Source organism: Williamsia sp. z34 (genome assembly GCF_059553395.1).
This window is the reverse complement of record NZ_JCANWW010000009.1, coordinates 58088-75510: the sequence shown is the minus strand read 5'-3', so window position 1 is coordinate 75510 and position 17423 is coordinate 58088. Positions and strand designations below refer to the sequence as shown.

Genomic DNA, 17423 nt, shown 5'->3' with positions numbered 1-17423 from the left:
TAATGCCGGCGTAGGGAGAACACCATGGCGAACGCCGTCCATTCCGTCACGACCGGACCCATTCGTGGCAGCTCGAAGACCTACCAACAGATCGACCATCTGCGCGTGCCCGGCAGGCGGGTGCACCTGTCCAACGGCGAGCATCACGACTTGTATGACACGTCCGGTCCCTATACCGAGAACGACCCGCGACTCGACCTCGAAGCCGGACTCCCCAAGACCCGCGACACCTGGCAACGACCGGCCGCCATCAACGGAGCGAGTACTCAGTTGGCTTGGGCAAGAGCAGGTTTGATCACCGACGAGATGCGGTACGTGGCCGCACGGGAACAACTGCCCGCCGAACTCGTCCGCGACGAGGTGGCCGCCGGCCGTGCCGTCATACCCGCCAATCACCGACATCCGGAATCGGAACCGATGATCATCGGCAAGGCGTTCACCGTGAAGGTCAACGCCAACATCGGGAACTCAGCCGTCACCTCGTCCATCGCCGAGGAGGTCGAGAAGATGGTGTGGGCAACCCGGTGGGGCGCCGACACCATCATGGATCTGTCCACCGGCAAGGACATTCACGCCACCCGCGAATGGATCATGCGCAATTCGCCGGTACCGGTGGGCACCGTACCCATCTACCAGGCCATGGAGAAGGTGAATGGCGATCCCACGAAGCTGACCTGGGAGATCTACCGCGACACCGTGATCGAGCAGGCCGAGCAGGGCGTGGACTACATGACGGTGCACGCGGGCGTGTTGTTGCGATACGTGCCGCTGGCCGCCAACCGCGTCACCGGCATCGTCTCGCGGGGTGGTTCGATCATGGCGGCCTGGTGTCTGGCCCACCACGAGGAATCGTTCCTCTACACACATTTCGACGACCTCTGCCGGATCTTCGCACACTACGACATCACGTTCTCACTCGGTGACGGACTGCGTCCGGGCTCGATCGCCGACGCGAACGACGCCGCCCAGTTCGCCGAGCTGCGCACGCTCGGCGAGCTGACCAAGATCGCCAAATCTTTTGGCGTGCAAGTGATGATCGAAGGACCCGGCCACGTTCCCATGCACAAGATCGTCGAGAACGTCCGGCTCGAAGAGGAACTCTGCGAAGAAGCGCCCTTCTACACCCTCGGCCCACTGGCCACCGATATCGCACCGGCATACGACCACATCACCTCCGCCATCGGCGCTGCGATGATCGCCCAGGCCGGTACCGCGATGCTCTGCTATGTGACGCCCAAAGAACATTTGGGCCTGCCCAACCGGGACGACGTGAAGGTCGGGGTGATCACCTACAAGATCGCCGCCCACGCCGCCGACCTCGCGAAGGAACATCCCCGCGCGCAGGAACGGGACAACGCACTGTCGAAGGCGCGCTTCGAGTTCCGCTGGAACGATCAGTTCAATCTCTCACTCGATCCCGACACCGCAGTGGAGTATCACGACGAGACGATGCCGGCGGAGCCTGCCAAGACCGCCCATTTCTGCTCGATGTGCGGCCCGAAGTTCTGCTCGATGCGCATCTCCGCCGATGTCCGTGAATACGCCGAGAAACACAATTTGGTGACCCAGGACGACATAGACCGCAAATTGGCAGCCGACATGGCGGCGAAGTCCCAGGAGTTCCGCGACAAGGGAAGCGCCGTGTATCTGCCACTGGTCGAGGCGGATTCGGTTTCCGGATCATGAATCGGACTCCACTGCTCCCCCTCGCCGAACCGGGACAGAGCCCGGTTCGGGTGATGACCATCGCCGGCACGGATTCCGGCGGTGGCGCGGGTATCAACGCCGACCTGCGCACGATGGCGTTGCTGGGCCTACATGCCACCGCGGCAGTGGCCGCGGTGACGGTTCAGAACAGTGTTGGGGTCAGCGGGTTTCACCCGATACCCCCCGATGTGGTGGCGAGCCAGATCCGTTCGGTGGTATCCGATATCGGGATCAGCGCGGCCAAGACCGGCATGCTCGCCTCCGGCGACATCATCAACGCGATCGTCGATGTCGCGGGCGATCTCGACATCGGCCGTGGCCGGTCCATCCCTCTCGTTGTCGACCCGGTCTGTGCGTCCATGCACGGTGATCAGTTATTGGCCGACGAGGCGATGCACTCGTTGCGCGGCAAGCTCATTCCCATCGCCACGGTGATCACGCCCAACCTCGACGAGGTCCGGCTGATCACCGGGATCGACGTCACCGACCGAGCCGGCCAGGAGGCGGCCGCCCGCGAACTACACGCACTCGGCGCCCAGTGGGCGCTGGTCAAGGGTGGCCACCTACGGTCTGATCCGAACAGCCCGGATCTGCTCTTCGACGGGTCGGAGTTCATCGAACTGACCGCCAAACGCGTTGACACCACCCACGACCACGGTGCCGGTGACACGCTGGCCGCAGCCATCACATGCGCGCTGGCCCACGGCTATTCGGTGCCGGCCGCGATCCGCTTCGCCAAAGCCTGGGTCACCCGTTCACTGTCCGCGGCCTACCCGCTGGGGGCAGGCCACGGACCGGTGAATCCGCTGTGGCGCCTGGAGGGGTGAGACTCAGGCGTCGCGGCGGTCGGTGACCAACACCCCGGCGCCGAAGATCACGACGGCGAACACGAGGTAGTAGATCAACGAGCCGTACGCGTTCCAGTGCCAGTCGATCCCCAGGTCACTGTCGTCGATGAAGTGGCTGCCGTTGAGGAACGGAAGGAACGGTCCCACTGCGTCGCCCACTTTCGGGATCACCGACAACACACCTTCGAGCACAAGACTCCAGACCAGCAGGATCACGATGGCACCTGCCGTCTGCCGGATCAGCGCACCCAGCCCCAGGCCGATCAACACCGACAGGAGCGTGTACACCGGTACACCCCAATACATCCGGACCGCAGTCGATCCGAAGAGTTCGATGTCGCTGCCGGAGACGGCTTTCGCCAGTGGCAGTGAGATCACGGTGAGCACAAAGGTCAGCAACGCCGACAGTCCGCCGTAGACAGCAGCCTTGGCCAGCAGCACATTGGACCGCTGCGGAACTGCTTGGAACGACGTCCGGATGGTCCCGAATCGGAACTCACTGGTCACCGCGAGCACCGCCATGATCATCAGCACCGTCACCCCGAACGCGGTGGTGCCCACCAGAAAATCGCTCACGGACATACTGCTGCCGTCGCCGCTGTCGGTGTTGGTCGCCCAACCGAGCAGCAACGCGAGCCCGACACCGAGCACCACCACTATCCCGGTGCACCAGTACGCAGACTTGGTGGTGAGCAGTTTGATCCGTTCGGCCTCAATCGCATGTGCCAACATCAGTTGCCACCTCCCTGCTGGTTCCAGCCCTTCTGATCCACACCCTGCTGTGGCGGCGGCGCCGTTGCCCAGCCCGGGGGCGGTTGGTGGGGAGCGCCCGCCATGGATTCGTTGCCGTGGAAATCGACCGCACCAGATGTCATCGACATGAAGACCTCTTCCAGCGACGCGGTCTTCCCGGACAGCTCGTGCAGTCCGATGCCGTTGGCAGCGGCGATGTCACCCACCTGCTCGGTGGTCACGTTCTCCAGACTCAGTGCCGGGCCGGAACCGTCGTCCATCGGGATGGACCGTAGCCCGGCGGCGGCCAACGCCGATTGCAGTTCGCCGAGCCGCGGACTGCGGACCCGCACGGTGATCTGAGCGCCGCCGGTGAAGTCCTTCACCGAGGAATCCGCAATCAGCTGTCCTCGTCCGATGACGATCAGATGCTCCGCCGTCATCGCCATCTCGGTGAGCAAGTGACTGGAGACCAGAACGGTGCGGCCCTGTTCGGCCAAGGCCCGCATGAACTTTCGAATCCAGACGATGCCCTCCGGATCGAGTCCGTTCACCGGTTCGTCGAAGAGCAGGACTCCGGGATCCCCGAGCAGTGCGGCGGCAAGGCCGAGGCGCTGCGACATACCCAGCGAGAAGCCGCCTGCCTTCTTGCCCGCCACCTCCGTCAGGCCGACGTCGGCGAGGACCTGGTCGACGCGGTGCAGCGGAATCCCGTTGGATGCCGCCATCCACCGCAGGTGGTTGCGCGCCGACCGGTTCGGGTGCACCCACTTTGCGTCGAGAAGCGCCCCCACCTGCGTCAACGGATTCTTCAGGTCGCGGTACAGCTTCCCGTTGATGGTTGCCGTTCCCGCGGTCGGGCGGTCCAGACCGAGAATCATCCGCATCGTCGTCGACTTGCCTGCACCGTTCGGACCGAGGAATCCGGTCACCAGACCGGGCTTCACATCGAACGTGAGGTCACTGACCACCTGATTCTGGCCGTAGACCTTCGTCAATCCCTGAACACTGATCATGGCTCACAGTCTGCCATCGAGCCGTCGGCATCCGCATCATCCTTCAGTCTGACAAAACCGTCATCGGATCAGGTGCGGTCAGCGATCGACCTGCGGCGACGACGCCTGCGCCCAGAACCTCTTCGGGATCCGCCCCGCACCGTGGGCCAGGCGCCCGGCGATCACGGCCGAGCGCATCGCCGCAGCCATCCGCGGCGGATCCGCCGCGCGGGTGACCGCCGAGGCCAGCAGCACTCCCGCACATCCGAGCTCCATTGCCAGCGTGGCATCACTGGCGGTACCGATACCCGCGTCGAGGATCACCGGCACCTGCGCCGCCGCCACAATCATCTCGATGTTGTGCCGGTTGATGATCCCCAGACCGGTACCGATCGGCGATCCCAACGGCATGACGGCCGCGGCGCCCGCGTCTTCGAGCCGCCGGGCCAGGATCGGATCGTCGTTGCTGTACGGCAACACCACGAACCCGTCGTCGACCAGCGCGGTGGTCGCCGCGACCAGTTCCGGCCCGTCGGGCAGCAAGGTGCGGTCGTCGCCGACGACCTCGACCTTCACCCAGTTCGTCCCGAGGGCCTCGCGGGCCAGCTGGGCGGTCAGCACCGCTTCGGCGGCAGAGCGGCAGCCCGCGGTGTTGGGCAGTACTTCGATGCCCAAGCGACGCAACAGGTCCAGCACACCGGTCCGGCCCGCGGAGTCGACCCGCCGCATCGCCACGGTCGTGAGTTCGGTCCCCGATGCGATCAGGGCCTCTTCGAGCACAGCCAGATTCGCCGCGCCTCCGGTACCGGTGATCAGGCGCGAATGCAGGGTGCGATCACCGATGATCAGCGGATCATCCACCTTGCACCGCCGTCAGGATCTCGACGCTGCTGCACGATCCGAGTGCGATGTGCCAGGTGGACTTCGGACGCACCACCCCGTCGATCGCGATGGCCACGCCGGTGCGCGGCAGATCGAGGTGGTCGAGCAGTTCGACCACGGTCATCCCTTCCGGCAACGCGGTGGCAACCCCGTTGACGACCACGTCGGTTGTCATGAGAATCTCCCTGGATCGATGGCCGGTTCGTCAATACTGTTGCCTGCGAGCAGGTCTGCCACCAGATCGGCGGTGATCGCGCTCATCAGGATGCCGTTGCGGCCGTGCCCGGTTGCCGCACACGTGCGTTCGTCGAGTCTGCCGATGATCGGCAGCCCGTCCGGCGTCAACGGACGCAGACCGGCATCGGCAGAGAGCAGCCGGTATTCGCGTAACGACGGCATCAGCTCGATGGCATCTGCCAGCAGGTCGGCCACACCCCCGACCACCGGTTGCAGATCCGCATCACCGTCGTACTGGGTCGCGCCCACCACGACCCCGTCCGATCGGGGCACAACGTAGACGGCACGGCCGTTGATCAGCCCGCGGACAACATGTTCGGGCGGCGAGAGCGCCCCCTGCGCCCAGCCGAGCCGGAGCACCTCCCCCTTCGAGGGATACACCGGCAAACCCGGCCACAACTTCGTCGATCCCACACCCGCGGTCAGCAACAGCTGATCTTCCGGTGGGCGGCTCAGGTCGCTCACCTCGTCGGAGACGAACCGGACGCCGAGGCCGGACGCGGCGGCGGTGAGTACCGACAACAACCGACGGTTGTCGACCGCCATCTCACTGCGCGCCAGAAAACCACTGCGCACCCGCGTCGACACCGCCGGTTCGAGTCCGCGAATCTCGTTACCGGTCAACGGTTGCACGGGATGACCGCGCTGCCCGAGCCAATCGGCGGCCATCGTGAGCTCGCCGACGTCGGCACTGTCCACCCCGGCCATCACGCTGGAGCGCGCAGCAACCACGCGGGGATCTCCGAGTCTGTCCAGGAAAGCCGGCCATCGGGCCATGGCTCGTTCGGCAAAGGCGAGATGGGCATCTTCTCCGACCCGGCTCTCGCCGGCGATACCGAGCATCCCGGCGGCGACCGCCGATGCCGCATCACCCCGCCCGGGGTCATAAACGGTTACTTGCCAGCCGCTTTCGGCGGCGCGAAGAGCGCACGAGAGCCCGATGACTCCGCCACCGACAATTCCGAGGGTCTTCATCCCACGTCCTTCCTTCGCCGGCATTATCCGGATCAGGTGTAACGGTCTCGCGGACGGTTCGTGTCCTGCGGTCTCAGCCCGAGCGGTTCCCTCGAGCACCCGTGTGTGTACTGCTGAACAGAGTACGCCGGTACATTCGGGAACTGTGACTGCCCACGACCGTTCGGCCCCTGACCACAATCGTTCGAGTGCGGCCCGCAATCGTTTGAGTGCCGCCCGGCTCTACCTCTGCACCGACGCCCGACGCGAGCATGGCGACCTCGCCCGGTTTGCCGACCGTGCGCTCACCGGCGGTGTCGACATCATCCAACTCCGGGACAAGGGTTCGCCCGGCGAGCGCGAGTTCGGGCCGCTCGAGGCAGCCCAGGAGCTGGACCTGCTCGCTGAACTGGCCGAGATCACCGCCCGCCACGGCGCCCTGCTCTCGGTCAACGATCGCGCCGACATCGCCGCGCTGGCCGGTGCCGACATCCTGCACCTGGGCCAGGACGACCTCCCGGTCTCGGCGGCCCGGCGAATCGTCGGCGACGACGTCATCATCGGCCGCAGTACCCACTCGTCCGGCGAGGCCCGCAGCGCCGCAACAGAATCCGGCGTCGACTATTTCTGCACCGGCCCCTGCTGGCCGACGCCGACCAAACCGGGACGCAGTGCGCCCGGACTCGATCTCGTCCGTGACACCGCCGCTCACGCCCCGTCCCGTCCCTGGTTCGCCATCGGTGGAATCGACGAGCAACGACTGCCCGAGGTGATCGCCGCCGGCGCGCAGCGCATCGTGGTCGTCCGGGCGATCACGGCCGCGCCCGACCCGGAAGCCGCTGCCCGTCGTTTGAAGGACAATCTGCTTGCATCGGCCGAAAACTGAGCGCTATGGTGGGCAGATCATGATGAAACAGCTTCTCGTAGTTCACCGCCGTAGCGGGGTCTGATCCGACCGGCCCCCCGCTGCGGGCCGTTGAGCTATCCGCTGGTCATCCTCTTTCCCGGAAGACCGCCCTCATGAACACTCTGAGCACCAACGATTCACAACACCATCGCGACCACTTCACGGCGCGGTTCGGACGCCCGCTGCCCAGCGCCTTGCATGCCGAAGCAGCGGGTATGAACTGGTCCACCTTCACCAGCACCTATGCCCCCACCTCGGGTCCCCTGCGCCTGGGGAAGTGGTCTGCCGACCGGGGCGCCGGCGACCTGCTGTTCTGTCAGGCGACCATCGCCGACGGTGACCGGATCTCGGCGCTGGCCGCGACCGCATCCGGACCGATCGGCGCACTCAGCGACATGCTGTATCAGCTCGGTGCCGGAGTCGAGATCTCCGACCTGCACCAGTACGCCCAGGCGGGTGGCGTCACCACCTTCCTTCACTGCGAACGCAACGGCCGTCGGACCTGGTCGATGGGTTCGGGTACAACCGGCGAGGGTTCAGCGCTGGCGGCATTGATCGCGGCAGCGAACCGGCTCAACTGACGGTGCCGGTGTCGGCCGCGGCGACGATCAAACCGAGCCGGTTCCTCAGGTCTGGCCAGCTCGCCCCGAACGCGGGGTGCAGCGGCAGGTCGTCCACCTGATCGGCGCTGACCCAGCGCAACTCCACCGATTCGCCGTTCGCCGTGGTGACCAGCGGGGCCGCGACCTCGGCGATCACGGTGGTGTAGGTCCAACCGCTGGGGGCTCGATGGGTCACCGATTCGGTGTGCACGGTCAGGGCCGCATCGGCGATCCCCGCCTCTTCATCGGCCTCACGCACCGCGGTGTCCACTGCGCTCTCGTGGGAATCGCGGGCTCCGCCCGGCAGTGCCCACGTTCCGCCCTGATGGCTCCATACGGCGCGGTGTTGTAACAGAATCAGCGTCTGGTTCGCTTCACCAAGTGTGAAGAGCAACAGCCCCGCAGCACCGTGACGGCCCCAGTAGCGCGATCCATCCGCGTCGAAAACCCATCCGTCGCCGTCGCCTCGCACCCGACACCTCCTCGCCAGCCCGCGTTCGTTGACAGTCACGCTACTTGCACTGACCGGGTGACACGGGGCCGCACTGCCACAAGTCGGTGATCAATCGAAGTAATGTCGCAGTCAGTCGAGAAAATCTCCGATCAGGACACGACCTGAGACGACCCGGCGAACTCCAGGAAGAAGGGACCGTGTGACCGGCGGCAACGCAACATCTTTGCGTACCCGGTTCATGCGTGCGGATAAGCCCTACTCCGACCGCCCGGCACCGCTGACCCGGCGCGAGCTGATGAATCTGACCCGGGAACGGTCGCCACACCCGATCACGAACATGCGGGAGATCGCCAAGACGAGCCCCGGCAAGCTGATGATCATCATGGCGGTCCTGATCATTTCGTGCGTCACCGTCGGCTGGTATGCCTCCGAAACCCTCGACCAGCGCACCAGCACGCTCGAAGAGATGATCGATGTGACCGAGCCGCTGGCCGAGGCATCGCAGGTGCTCTACAGCTCGCTGTCGATCGCCGACGCAGCGGCCAACACCGCGTTCATCTCCGGTGGACTGGAACCGGCCGCGCTTCGCGACAGCTACAACAACGCTGTGGCCACCGCCGCCAACGCCATGATCGAGTCCGTCAGCGGTACTGCCATGGACAACGCGCAGGTCCGGCAGGACCTGACCACCCTGTCGACCCAGTTGCCGGTATACACGGGGCTCATCGAGTCGGCGCGGATCAACAATCGTCTGGGCAACCCGGTCGGGTCGGCCTACCTGGGTGAGGCGTCGAACATGATGCAGGAGACGATCCTGCCCGCGGCGGAACGCCTCTACACCGAACGTTTCGAGGCCATCGGCAATGCGCGGACCAACTTCACCAGCCCACCGTGGGGTGTCTATTTCGCTCTCGCGCTGGTCCTGGCCGCGGTGATCGCCACCCACCTCTACATCGCCCGCCGCAGCCGCCGTCGTTTCAACGTCGGACTGCTCGTGGCCATCGGGTGTCTGGTGATCGGGTTGGTGTGGTTGCTGGTCGGCGGGTTGCTCTCGGTCAAGGCGACCAGCGATGCCGAAAAACTCGGGGCGGCGCCCCTCGGGGAACTCACCTCTGCCCGGATCCTGACCCAGCAGGCCCGATCGGACGAAACCCTCTCGCTCGTCCGCCGCGGCGATCAGCAAGATTTCGAGGCGAGCTGGACCGAGGCCACCAACGAGATCGATGTGGTGCTGGGCGACTACCTCGACGACGAGAGCAAGGACGTGGCGGAGGACTCCGTCACCGACGCGCTCGATGCGATGGCACTGTGGCGCGACGCGCACGCGGCGATGCTCGAACGCACCAATGCCGGCGACTTCAACGGCGCCACCGCCATCGCGGTCGGCGACAATCCCGACGGCTCGGCCGCCGCATACAGCGCCCTCGACGACGCCCTCGTCGACGGCATCACCCGCACCCGGGAGACCTTCCGCGACGACATCAACACCGCCCGCGTTGTGATCGGATACGCCGGACTCGGGATCCTGCTGCTGGGTATCGGGGCGGCGTTGGCGTCGGCGATCGGCATCGCACCACGGATCCGGGAGTATCGATGACCACGCGCCGTACCCTCCGCCCGGCGGCGGCCGTCATCGCCGTGACCGCAAGTCTGCTCGCGGGTTGTGTACACGCCGCCGCGCCGCCGAATGATCCGCCCTCGGCCACCGCGGCCTGGCCCACCCCGGCCGGTGTCAGCACCGATGTTCCGGTCGAAGCGCCACCGGCCACCGAATCCTGCGACTCCACCGCAAGCCTGTCCCCCGGACCGGTTCCCACGCCCGGACAGATGCCGGCGGGCAGCAGCATGGAGGCCATCTACAAACGCGGGTGGCTCAAGGTCGGTCTCGACATCGGCTCGAACCTGATCTCGTTCCGCGATCCGGTCAGCGGGAGCATCGAGGGATTCGACGTCGACATCGCCAAGGAGATCGCCCGCGGCATCTTCGGCGATCCCGAACGCATCGAGTTCCGGATCCTCAACTCCGACGACCGGATCAGCGCGCTCAAGGACGGTTCGGTGGACATCGTGGTCAAGACCATGAGCATCACCTGCGACCGGCTCGAAGAGATCGCCTTCTCCACGGTGTACTACGAAGCGTCTCAGCGCATACTGACAATGCGGAGCTCGGGCATCAACGGTGTGGCCGACCTCGCCGGCAAACGGGTGTGCGCCGCCCGCGGGACCACATCCATCGCCCGCATCCAGCAGCGCGTTCCCGACGCCATCGTCGACACCGTGTCGACGTGGGCGGATTGCCTGGTGATGCTGCAGCAAGGTCAGGTGGACGCTGTTTCGACCGATGACGCGATCCTCGCCGGGATGGCAGCGCAGGATCCGTACATCCACGTCGTGGGCCAGAGTCTGGGCGAGGAGCCCTACGGGATCGGCATCAACAAGGACGACGAGGACATGGTGCGATTCACCAACGGGGTCCTCGAACAGATCCGCAACAACGGGACGTGGTTCGAGATCTACAACAAATGGCTCTCGATCCTGGGTCCGAAATACTATCCGCCACAAGCCGAGTACCGGGATTAGGACGCAGATCCGTTGACTGATCATCCTTCCTCCGACAAGACCCCTGAGGTCGGCACCCAAGCTGCCACCCTCAGGGATCTCGAGGTGGGTACGGAACCCTCCGGCGACGACGCGGACGTCCAGACGCAGGCGGTGGCGGCCGATATGGCCTTCACCGAGCCGACGCTGCGTGCGCCGGTCGGCACCGCGAGCCAGCCAAATCTCCTGGTACCCACCAGCCGGAGTTCACGTAGTCGCCGCCGGATGGGTGGCGGTCTGGTGGATGTGCCACGGATCCACGACATCGAGCCGTTCGATGCCGTGATGGACGACGCCGTCATCCCCGAGGCGAAACGGTTGTGCTGGAGATGCGGCCGGCCGGTCGGCAGGTCGTCGGGTGAAGGCAGTGGTCCGCTCACCGGCACCTGCGGCAACTGCGGGGCCCGATACTCGTTCGTCCCGGGTTTGAGCAAGGGCACGATGGTCGCGGATCAGTACGAGATCGTCGGCGCCATCGCCTATGGCGGTCTGGGCTGGATCTATCTGGCGATCGACCACAACGTTTCCGACCGACCGGTCGTCCTCAAGGGGCTACTGAACTCGAAAGATGCTCAGGCGCAGGCCGTTGCCCTGGCCGAGCGTCAGTTCCTGGCGTCTGTCTCACACCCCGGAATCGTCAAGATCTACAACTTCGTCGAGCATCCCGATGTCGGCGAGAACACCTTCGGCTACATCGTGATGGAGTACATCGGTGGTAGCACCCTCAAGGACCTCACGTCCGACGAGGACGAATCCGGCTCGCACCGAAAGCAACTGCCGCCGGAACAGGCGATCGCCTACTTGCTCGAGGTCCTGCCCGCTGTCACGTATCTGCATTCGGTCGGGCTGGTCTACAACGACATCAAGCCCGAGAACATCATGATCGGCAGCGAAGACGTCAAACTCATCGACCTCGGCGCCGTCTCGCGCATCAACGGTTACGGCCACCTCTACGGGACCCCCGGATTCCAGGCACCCGAAATCGTGCAGACCGGACCGCAGATCGCGAGTGACATCTATAGTCTCGGGCGCACGCTGGCGGTGCTGACCGTCGACATGCCGATGGAGAAGGGGCGCTACCTCGACGGACTCCCGGACCCGGCGGATGTGCCGTTGTTCCAGGAGAATCCGTCGTTCTACCGGCTGCTGCAGCGCGCCACGAATCCCGATCCGGCCCAGCGTTTCGCCTCCGCGGACGAGATGGCGGGCCAGCTCCTCAACGTGTTGCGGGAGACCGTGGCGGCCCGCACCGGCATACCCCGGCCCGGGTTGTCGACGGTGTTCAGTCCCCAGCGAACGACCTTCGGTACCGAGATGATGCTCGCCCCGGTGGACGGCATCCTCGAACCGGTGCGCACCAGGCGAAGCCTCGACACGATCGACATCGTTGCGGCCCTTCCGGTTCCACTGGTCGACCAGTCGGATCCGGCGGCCGGTCTGCTCAACTCGACGGTGCTGTCCGAGCCGACCCAGACTCTCGACTCGATCCGCAGCGCCCGTGAGGGTGGTCTGTCGTCGGTCATCGGCACCGACCCGTCCGATGATCACCCGTCCCGTGAGATCGACCTGATCGAGGCGCGCGCCTACCTCGAACTAGGTGAAGCGCAAACCGCCCTCAACCTCCTGAACGACGCCACCGAACACCACGGAAAGTCTTGGCGCACAGATTGGTTCATCGGACTCGGAACCCTGTTGATCGGTGATGTCCCCACCGCACACGAGCGCTTCAACGACGTCCTCTCCGCGATGCCCGGTGAGACGGCCCCCAAGCTCGCAGTGGCCGCCACCGCGGAACTCATGGGCAACCACGATGTTGCGCTGCAACATTATCGGACATTGTGGCAGACCGACAGGTCGATCATCACCGCCGCGTTCGGTCTCGCGCGGATGCGTTTCGCCAAGGGCGACATATCGGGCGCGGTCAAGGCACTGGACGAGGTGCCCCCCACCAGCCGCCACTACAACGCCGCCAACTGCACCTCGGTACTCACCCTCGTCCACGGCCGCGACCCCGCTGCGGTCTCCGAGGACGAATTGCGCGAGGCCGCAAGACGACTGGAAATAATGTCTGACGCCGAGCCCCGGAAGCAACGACTGGTGATCCTGGTGCTGGGCATCGCACTCGGCTGGATCCACCGCCGTCCCGACCAATCCCCCACCGACGCCTCGGCGCGGGGTGACATCCTCGGCTACCCGTTCAACGACCACGGTCTCCGTGTCGGTTGCGAACAGTCACTCCGCAGACTCGCCCGCAGTACTGTCAACCGCACCCAACGTTTCCGTCTGGTCGACCTCGCCAACTTCGTTCGGCCACATACATTGTTCTGAAACCGGCTCCGCGGGTCCGGACCTTCGCAAACGAGCCGGAAATCCGAGGACGAGCCACAAAGATGTGGCTCGTCCTCGGATTTCCGGCTCGTTTGCGGTGGGGGTCAGCCCACAAACACTCGGAACGGCCGCAGCACCAACTGGCCGCTCTCTTTGAGTCTCATCTGGATGTCGATGCGGACCTCTTCGTCCGAGACCGCGCCCACCACACCTGACACCGCCAGCTCCGCGGGGGCGTCGTCGAATACGACAACGGGTTTGACGAACCTGGTCTCGTATCGCAGGAATTTCCGCGGTTGGCCGTCGAGCCATCGCATCACGTGCCCGACCCCGATCCCGACCGTCAACATGCCGTGCGCGACCGGTCCGGCCAGACCTACTGCAACAGCGACCTTTTCGTCGACGTGAATCGGATTGTCATCCTTCGCGGCCTTCGCGTAGGCGCGGATTCTCTGCTGGTCGATTGTCTCGGACACGTTGAACAGTTCGGTCCCGACCGTGAGATCGCTCATTCGGCGGCCTCGGTCTCGCAGATCAATGCCGAGTTGACCCGGACGATCTCCTGCCCGTCCAGATCGGTCACCAGCGACATGATCTCGAATTGTGTGACCGACGCCCTCGCCCGCACGCTGGTCACCGTCACAGTGGTGTTCACGACATCTCCCGCCTTCAAAGGCCTTGTGTAGATCGTTGTTTCGGCAGTGTGGACCACGCCCGAGAGAGGCACGTCGCCGTTATCCAGGAACGACTTGATCGCGGGCTCCAAGACCACGTTGACAAAACTCGGCGGCGCTTCACCGCGGCTGGGCGGTCCACCGATCACCGCCACCACCTCGTCGATCTCCGCCTGCGTCACCTCGTACGGTGACTCCGGCGAGACCTGCGTACCTTCAACGATCATGAGAGTGCCTCCACTGATTGCCGGGCGATCGCGAGTTCTTCGTTGGTCGGGACCACCAGGACGGTCACCGCGGAATCGTCGGCTGAAATGATCCTCGGCTCACGACTTCTGGCAGCATTGCGTTCGGTATCGAGGACGATGCCAAAGTTTTCGAGTCCGGCCATGGCATCCGCACGAACCTTGACAGAGTTCTCCCCCACGCCCGCGGTGAACACGATCGTGTCGGTGCGACCCAACGTCACCATGTAGGCGCCGATGTATTTACGTAGTCGGTGGATGTAGATGTTGAAGGCCAGTATCGCATCGGCGTCACCCTCCTCGATCGACCGGGTGATCGCACGGAAGTCGTTCTCGCCGCACAACCCTTTGAGACCCGACCGACGGTTGAGCACCGCGTCGATCTCGCCGACATCCAGACCCGCCGCCCGCTTGAGGTACATCACGACCCCGGGGTCGATGTCACCGCTTCGCGTCCCCATCACCAGACCCTCGAGCGGGGTCAATCCCATCGACGTCTCGACCGGCCGGCCACCCGCGATGGCAGAGGCCGATGCGCCGTTACCCAGATGCAGGACAATCTGATTGAGGCTTTCCACATCGACGCCCAAGAACTCTGCGGCGCGCGACGACACGTATTCGTGCGATGTGCCGTGGAATCCGTAGCGACGAATGTCGTGCTCGAGCGCCAGCTCACGATTGATCGCATATGTGGCGACGTGCTCGGGGAGTCCGTGGAAGAACGCCGTGTCGAACACCACCACCGACGGCACGTCGGGCAAGAGCTTCCGGATCGCTTCGATCCCCAGCAGATTCACCGGATTGTGTAGCGGGGCCATGTCTTCCAGGTCCTTGATGGCCTCGATCAGATCGTCGTCGACGACCGTCGGCCGAAAGAGGTCGGGACCACCATGAACCACCCGATGCCCCACCGCGGTGATGCCCTCTGATTCCAGGTCGTGCCCGGCGGCCTTGAACAAGGCGAACGCCTTCGACAACCCGTCCTGGTGGTCGACGATCTCACCGACGTATTCGTTGACGACATCGCCGCGGACGAGCATCACCCGGCCCTCCGACTCGCCGATGCGCTCCACCACACCCTGTGCGACCACATGACCCGAACCAGGCTGCACCAGCTGATATTTCAGCGAAGAGGAACCCGCATTCAGTACCAGGACGGTCTCGATCTCACTCACCGGCGATCCCCTGCGCCTGGATCGCGGTGATCGCGACCGTATTGACGATGTCCGACACCAGTGCACCTCGCGACAAATCGTTGATCGGCTTGTTCAACCCCTGCAGTACCGGACCGACAGCCACGGCATCGGCGCTGCGCTGCACGGCCTTGTATGTGTTGTTGCCCGTATTGAGATCGGGGAATACCAACACGGTGGCCCGCCCCGCGACATCTGATTGCGGCATCTTCGCACTCGCGACCGCCGGATCGACCGCGGCATCGTATTGGATCGGCCCCTCCAACAACAGTTCTGGCGCTCGCTGCCGCGCCAGTCGAGCAGCCTCGCGCACCTTTTCCACATCGGCGCCGCTGCCGGACTCACCCGTGGAGTACGACAACAGCGCCACCCGGGGATCGATTCCGAACTGCGCTGCCGTTGCCGCCGACGAGATGGCGATGTCAGCCAGCTGTTCTGCGGTCGGATCCGGAACCACCGCGCAATCACCGTATGCCAGAACATGATCGGCGAGGCACATGAAGAACACACTCGACACCGTCGAGACACCCGACACCGTTTTGATGATCTCGAACGCCGGCCGGATCGTGTGGGCGGTGGTGTGTGCCGCACCGGACACCATGCCGTCGGCGTATCCGAGGTGCACCATCAGGGTGCCGAAATATGACACATCCTGGACGATGGTGCGGGCCCGTTGCAGGTCCATCCCCTTGTGTTTGCGCAGCTCGGTGTAGACCGCACTGAACTCGTCGAGCAGATCGGATGTCGCCGGATCGACCACCACCGCCTCGGACAGGTCCACCCCGAGCTCCGCCGCCCGGTCACGCACAGCCCGTTCGTCACCGAGGATGGTCAGGTCGGCCACCTGCCTGCGTAACAGGCGTCCGGCGGCCCGCAGGATCCGATCATCACCACCTTCGGGCAGGACGATCCGTTTGCGAATGGACCGGGCGCGCTGGATCAGCTGGTATTCGAACATCTGCGGAGTGACGACCTCGGGGATCGGCAGCTGGAGCTTCTCGAGCATCGTGACCGCATCGACGTGCGCTTCCATCAGATTGAGGGCGATGTCGATCTTTCGCGCCGAATCGACATTCATCCGGGCCCGGGCATGTACCGCGGCCCGCGCTGTTTCGTATGTCCCCTGTTCACAGCAGACGATGGGCAACGCGGAGTTGAGGCCCTCGACCAGAGCGGCGATCTTGGGGTGGGGCTTGAGGCCACCGTTCAGGATGATGCCGGACAGCTTCGGGAAACCCTCGGCGGCATTGGCTGCGACCAACGCGAGCAGCACGTCCGAGCGGTCGGCCGGGGTGATCACGGCCATCCCGTCGGTGAGACGCTCGAGGATGTGCTCCACGGTCATCCCGCCGACCATCACCTTCACGGCCTCCCGGCCCAGTAGTTCCGGATCGCCGCTGTACATTTCGCCGTCGAGCTCGTTCATCAGCTCCGCCACGGTGGGGGCGACCAGCAGCGGATCCTCCGGCAGCGACCAGGAGGGCAGTCCGGTGGCCCGCTCCAAAGCGGCCTTCACCTCGGCCAACCGATCGGGCGCGCAGCGGTTCGCGATCAGCGCGACGGCCTGGGCATGATTGACGGCCAGCTCCGCCAGGCACAACTCCGCCAGCGACACCACCTCGTCCTCGGTGCGGCCGGCCGCCTTGAGCGCCAACAGCATCGGTGTCTGGAGGTTGGCCGCGATACGTGCGTTGAAGCTCAATTCCGACGGGCTGGCGATATCGGTGTAGTCGGATCCGACGACCAGAACCGAATCGCACCGCTCCTCCACCGCATGGAATCTGGTCACGATCTCGCTCAGGGCCCCATCGGGATCGGCATGGACCTGTTCATAGGTCACTCCGATGCAGTCCTCGTAGCTCAGGTCGCTGGAATCGTGCTCGATCAGAAGTTCCAGGATGTAGTCGCGTTGACCGGTGTTTGTCCTGGAAATCGGACGGAACACCCCCACCCGACCACCCGAGGCCGCCAGCAGGTGCAAGACCCCGAGCGCTACGGTCGACTTGCCCGTGTCGCCTTCCGGCGATGCCAGGTAGATGCTGTTCGACGTTGAAGCGCCCATGGGCC

At 64.9% G+C, this 17423-nt stretch carries 17 protein-coding genes and 1 riboswitch; of the genes, 7 read left to right on the top strand and 10 right to left on the bottom strand.

Annotated elements, in window-relative coordinates:
* The first annotated feature begins 24 nt into the window (after positions 1-24).
* Both thiC and thiD read left to right on the top strand, forming a co-directional pair.
* Positions 25-1686, top strand: coding sequence for a phosphomethylpyrimidine synthase ThiC (gene thiC / locus AC51GT_RS20655; RefSeq protein ID WP_496330006.1), 1662 nt, complete (start codon positions 25-27; stop codon positions 1684-1686).
* Complete coding sequence (thiD, locus tag AC51GT_RS20650; RefSeq protein ID WP_496326832.1) at positions 1683-2534, top strand: bifunctional hydroxymethylpyrimidine kinase/phosphomethylpyrimidine kinase; 852 nt, start codon at positions 1683-1685, stop codon at positions 2532-2534. Before thiC ends, thiD begins: the two co-directional genes overlap by 4 nt.
* 3 nt (positions 2535-2537) lie before the next feature.
* Here the strand turns inward: thiD and AC51GT_RS20645 are convergent, their stop codons facing one another.
* The 5 genes from AC51GT_RS20645 to thiO form a co-directional block, all read right to left on the bottom strand.
* Positions 2538-3287: an ABC transporter permease gene (locus tag AC51GT_RS20645; RefSeq protein ID WP_496326831.1), complete on the bottom strand. Its 750-nt coding sequence runs from the start codon at positions 3285-3287 to the stop codon at positions 2538-2540.
* Entirely contained in the window at positions 3287-4303 is a 1017-nt protein-coding gene (locus AC51GT_RS20640; protein WP_496326830.1) for an ABC transporter ATP-binding protein, read from the bottom strand. Before AC51GT_RS20640 ends, AC51GT_RS20645 begins: the two co-directional genes overlap by 1 nt.
* Positions 4304-4381: 78 nt before the next feature.
* Positions 4382-5143 (bottom strand): thiazole synthase, encoded by a 762-nt coding sequence (locus AC51GT_RS20635; RefSeq protein WP_496326829.1) that lies wholly within the window; start codon positions 5141-5143, stop codon positions 4382-4384.
* The gene (gene thiS, locus AC51GT_RS20630; protein ID WP_496330005.1) at positions 5136-5339 is read right to left on the bottom strand and encodes a sulfur carrier protein ThiS; all 204 of its coding nucleotides are present in this window, start codon (positions 5337-5339) and stop codon (positions 5136-5138) included. The genes AC51GT_RS20635 and thiS overlap by 8 nt, the downstream gene beginning before the upstream one ends.
* Positions 5336-6376 carry a glycine oxidase ThiO gene (thiO, locus tag AC51GT_RS20625; RefSeq protein WP_496330004.1) on the bottom strand — a complete coding sequence of 347 codons (1041 nt, stop codon included), beginning with the start codon at positions 6374-6376 and terminating at the stop codon, positions 5336-5338. Before thiO ends, thiS begins: the two co-directional genes overlap by 4 nt.
* A riboswitch (TPP riboswitch) is annotated at positions 6367-6489 on the bottom strand. Its footprint overlaps the gene before it by 10 nt.
* Positions 6490-6521: 32 nt before the next feature.
* Between thiO and thiE the strand changes: the two genes are divergently transcribed.
* The gene (gene thiE / locus AC51GT_RS20620; RefSeq protein WP_496330003.1) at positions 6522-7241 is read left to right on the top strand and encodes a thiamine phosphate synthase; all 720 of its coding nucleotides are present in this window, start codon (positions 6522-6524) and stop codon (positions 7239-7241) included.
* 134 nt (positions 7242-7375) lie between these two features.
* Positions 7376-7843 carry a hypothetical protein gene (locus AC51GT_RS20615; protein ID WP_496330002.1) on the top strand — a complete coding sequence of 156 codons (468 nt, stop codon included), beginning with the start codon at positions 7376-7378 and terminating at the stop codon, positions 7841-7843.
* Here the strand turns inward: AC51GT_RS20615 and AC51GT_RS20610 are convergent.
* Positions 7836-8336, bottom strand: coding sequence for an NUDIX hydrolase (locus AC51GT_RS20610; protein WP_496330001.1), 501 nt, complete (start codon positions 8334-8336; stop codon positions 7836-7838). The two genes, AC51GT_RS20615 and AC51GT_RS20610, sit on opposite strands and share 8 nt — an antisense overlap.
* 220 nt (positions 8337-8556) lie before the next feature.
* Here AC51GT_RS20610 and AC51GT_RS20605 point away from each other — a divergent pair, with 220 nt between their 5' ends.
* From AC51GT_RS20605 to AC51GT_RS20595, 3 genes are read left to right on the top strand one after another with little or no spacing between them, the layout of a single operon-like run.
* Complete coding sequence (locus tag AC51GT_RS20605; protein ID WP_496326952.1) at positions 8557-9915, top strand: GlnX family signal transduction membrane protein; 1359 nt, start codon at positions 8557-8559, stop codon at positions 9913-9915.
* A complete protein-coding gene (locus AC51GT_RS20600) occupies positions 9912-10898 on the top strand; it encodes a glutamate ABC transporter substrate-binding protein (protein WP_496326823.1) in 987 nt (328 codons plus the stop codon). The genes AC51GT_RS20605 and AC51GT_RS20600 overlap by 4 nt, the downstream gene beginning before the upstream one ends.
* Before the next feature lie 12 nt (positions 10899-10910).
* Entirely contained in the window at positions 10911-13244 is a 2334-nt protein-coding gene (locus AC51GT_RS20595; protein ID WP_496326822.1) for a serine/threonine-protein kinase, read from the top strand.
* Between the two features lie 104 nt (positions 13245-13348).
* Here AC51GT_RS20595 and AC51GT_RS20590 read toward each other — a convergent pair whose 3' ends face one another.
* From AC51GT_RS20590 to pta, 4 genes are read right to left on the bottom strand one after another with little or no spacing between them, the layout of a single operon-like run.
* The gene (locus AC51GT_RS20590; RefSeq protein WP_496330000.1) at positions 13349-13756 is read right to left on the bottom strand and encodes a MaoC/PaaZ C-terminal domain-containing protein; all 408 of its coding nucleotides are present in this window, start codon (positions 13754-13756) and stop codon (positions 13349-13351) included.
* Positions 13753-14145, bottom strand: coding sequence for an FAS1-like dehydratase domain-containing protein (locus AC51GT_RS20585; protein WP_496326820.1), 393 nt, complete (start codon positions 14143-14145; stop codon positions 13753-13755). Before AC51GT_RS20585 ends, AC51GT_RS20590 begins: the two co-directional genes overlap by 4 nt.
* Positions 14142-15338, bottom strand: coding sequence for an acetate kinase (locus tag AC51GT_RS20580; protein ID WP_496329999.1), 1197 nt, complete (start codon positions 15336-15338; stop codon positions 14142-14144). The genes AC51GT_RS20585 and AC51GT_RS20580 overlap by 4 nt, the downstream gene beginning before the upstream one ends.
* A complete protein-coding gene (gene pta, locus AC51GT_RS20575; protein ID WP_496329998.1) occupies positions 15331-17418 on the bottom strand; it encodes a phosphate acetyltransferase in 2088 nt (695 codons plus the stop codon). Before pta ends, AC51GT_RS20580 begins: the two co-directional genes overlap by 8 nt.
* Between the last annotated feature and the right edge of the window lie 5 nt (positions 17419-17423).

Coding starts and splice junctions, on each gene's coding strand:
- thiC (WP_496330006.1), top strand. CDS start 25: ATGGCGAACGCCGTCCATTCCGTCACGACCGGACCCATTCGTGGCAGC.
- thiD (WP_496326832.1), top strand. CDS start 1,683: ATGAATCGGACTCCACTGCTCCCCCTCGCCGAACCGGGACAGAGCCCG.
- AC51GT_RS20645 (WP_496326831.1), bottom strand. CDS start 3,287: ATGTTGGCACATGCGATTGAGGCCGAACGGATCAAACTGCTCACCACC.
- AC51GT_RS20640 (WP_496326830.1), bottom strand. CDS start 4,303: ATGATCAGTGTTCAGGGATTGACGAAGGTCTACGGCCAGAATCAGGTG.
- thiS (WP_496330005.1), bottom strand. CDS start 5,339: ATGACAACCGACGTGGTCGTCAACGGGGTTGCCACCGCGTTGCCGGAA.
- thiO (WP_496330004.1), bottom strand. CDS start 6,376: ATGAAGACCCTCGGAATTGTCGGTGGCGGAGTCATCGGGCTCTCGTGC.
- AC51GT_RS20615 (WP_496330002.1), top strand. CDS start 7,376: ATGAACACTCTGAGCACCAACGATTCACAACACCATCGCGACCACTTC.
- AC51GT_RS20605 (WP_496326952.1), top strand. CDS start 8,557: ATGCGTGCGGATAAGCCCTACTCCGACCGCCCGGCACCGCTGACCCGG.
- AC51GT_RS20600 (WP_496326823.1), top strand. CDS start 9,912: ATGACCACGCGCCGTACCCTCCGCCCGGCGGCGGCCGTCATCGCCGTG.
- AC51GT_RS20590 (WP_496330000.1), bottom strand. CDS start 13,756: ATGAGCGATCTCACGGTCGGGACCGAACTGTTCAACGTGTCCGAGACA.
- AC51GT_RS20585 (WP_496326820.1), bottom strand. CDS start 14,145: ATGATCGTTGAAGGTACGCAGGTCTCGCCGGAGTCACCGTACGAGGTG.
- pta (WP_496329998.1), bottom strand. CDS start 17,418: ATGGGCGCTTCAACGTCGAACAGCATCTACCTGGCATCGCCGGAAGGC.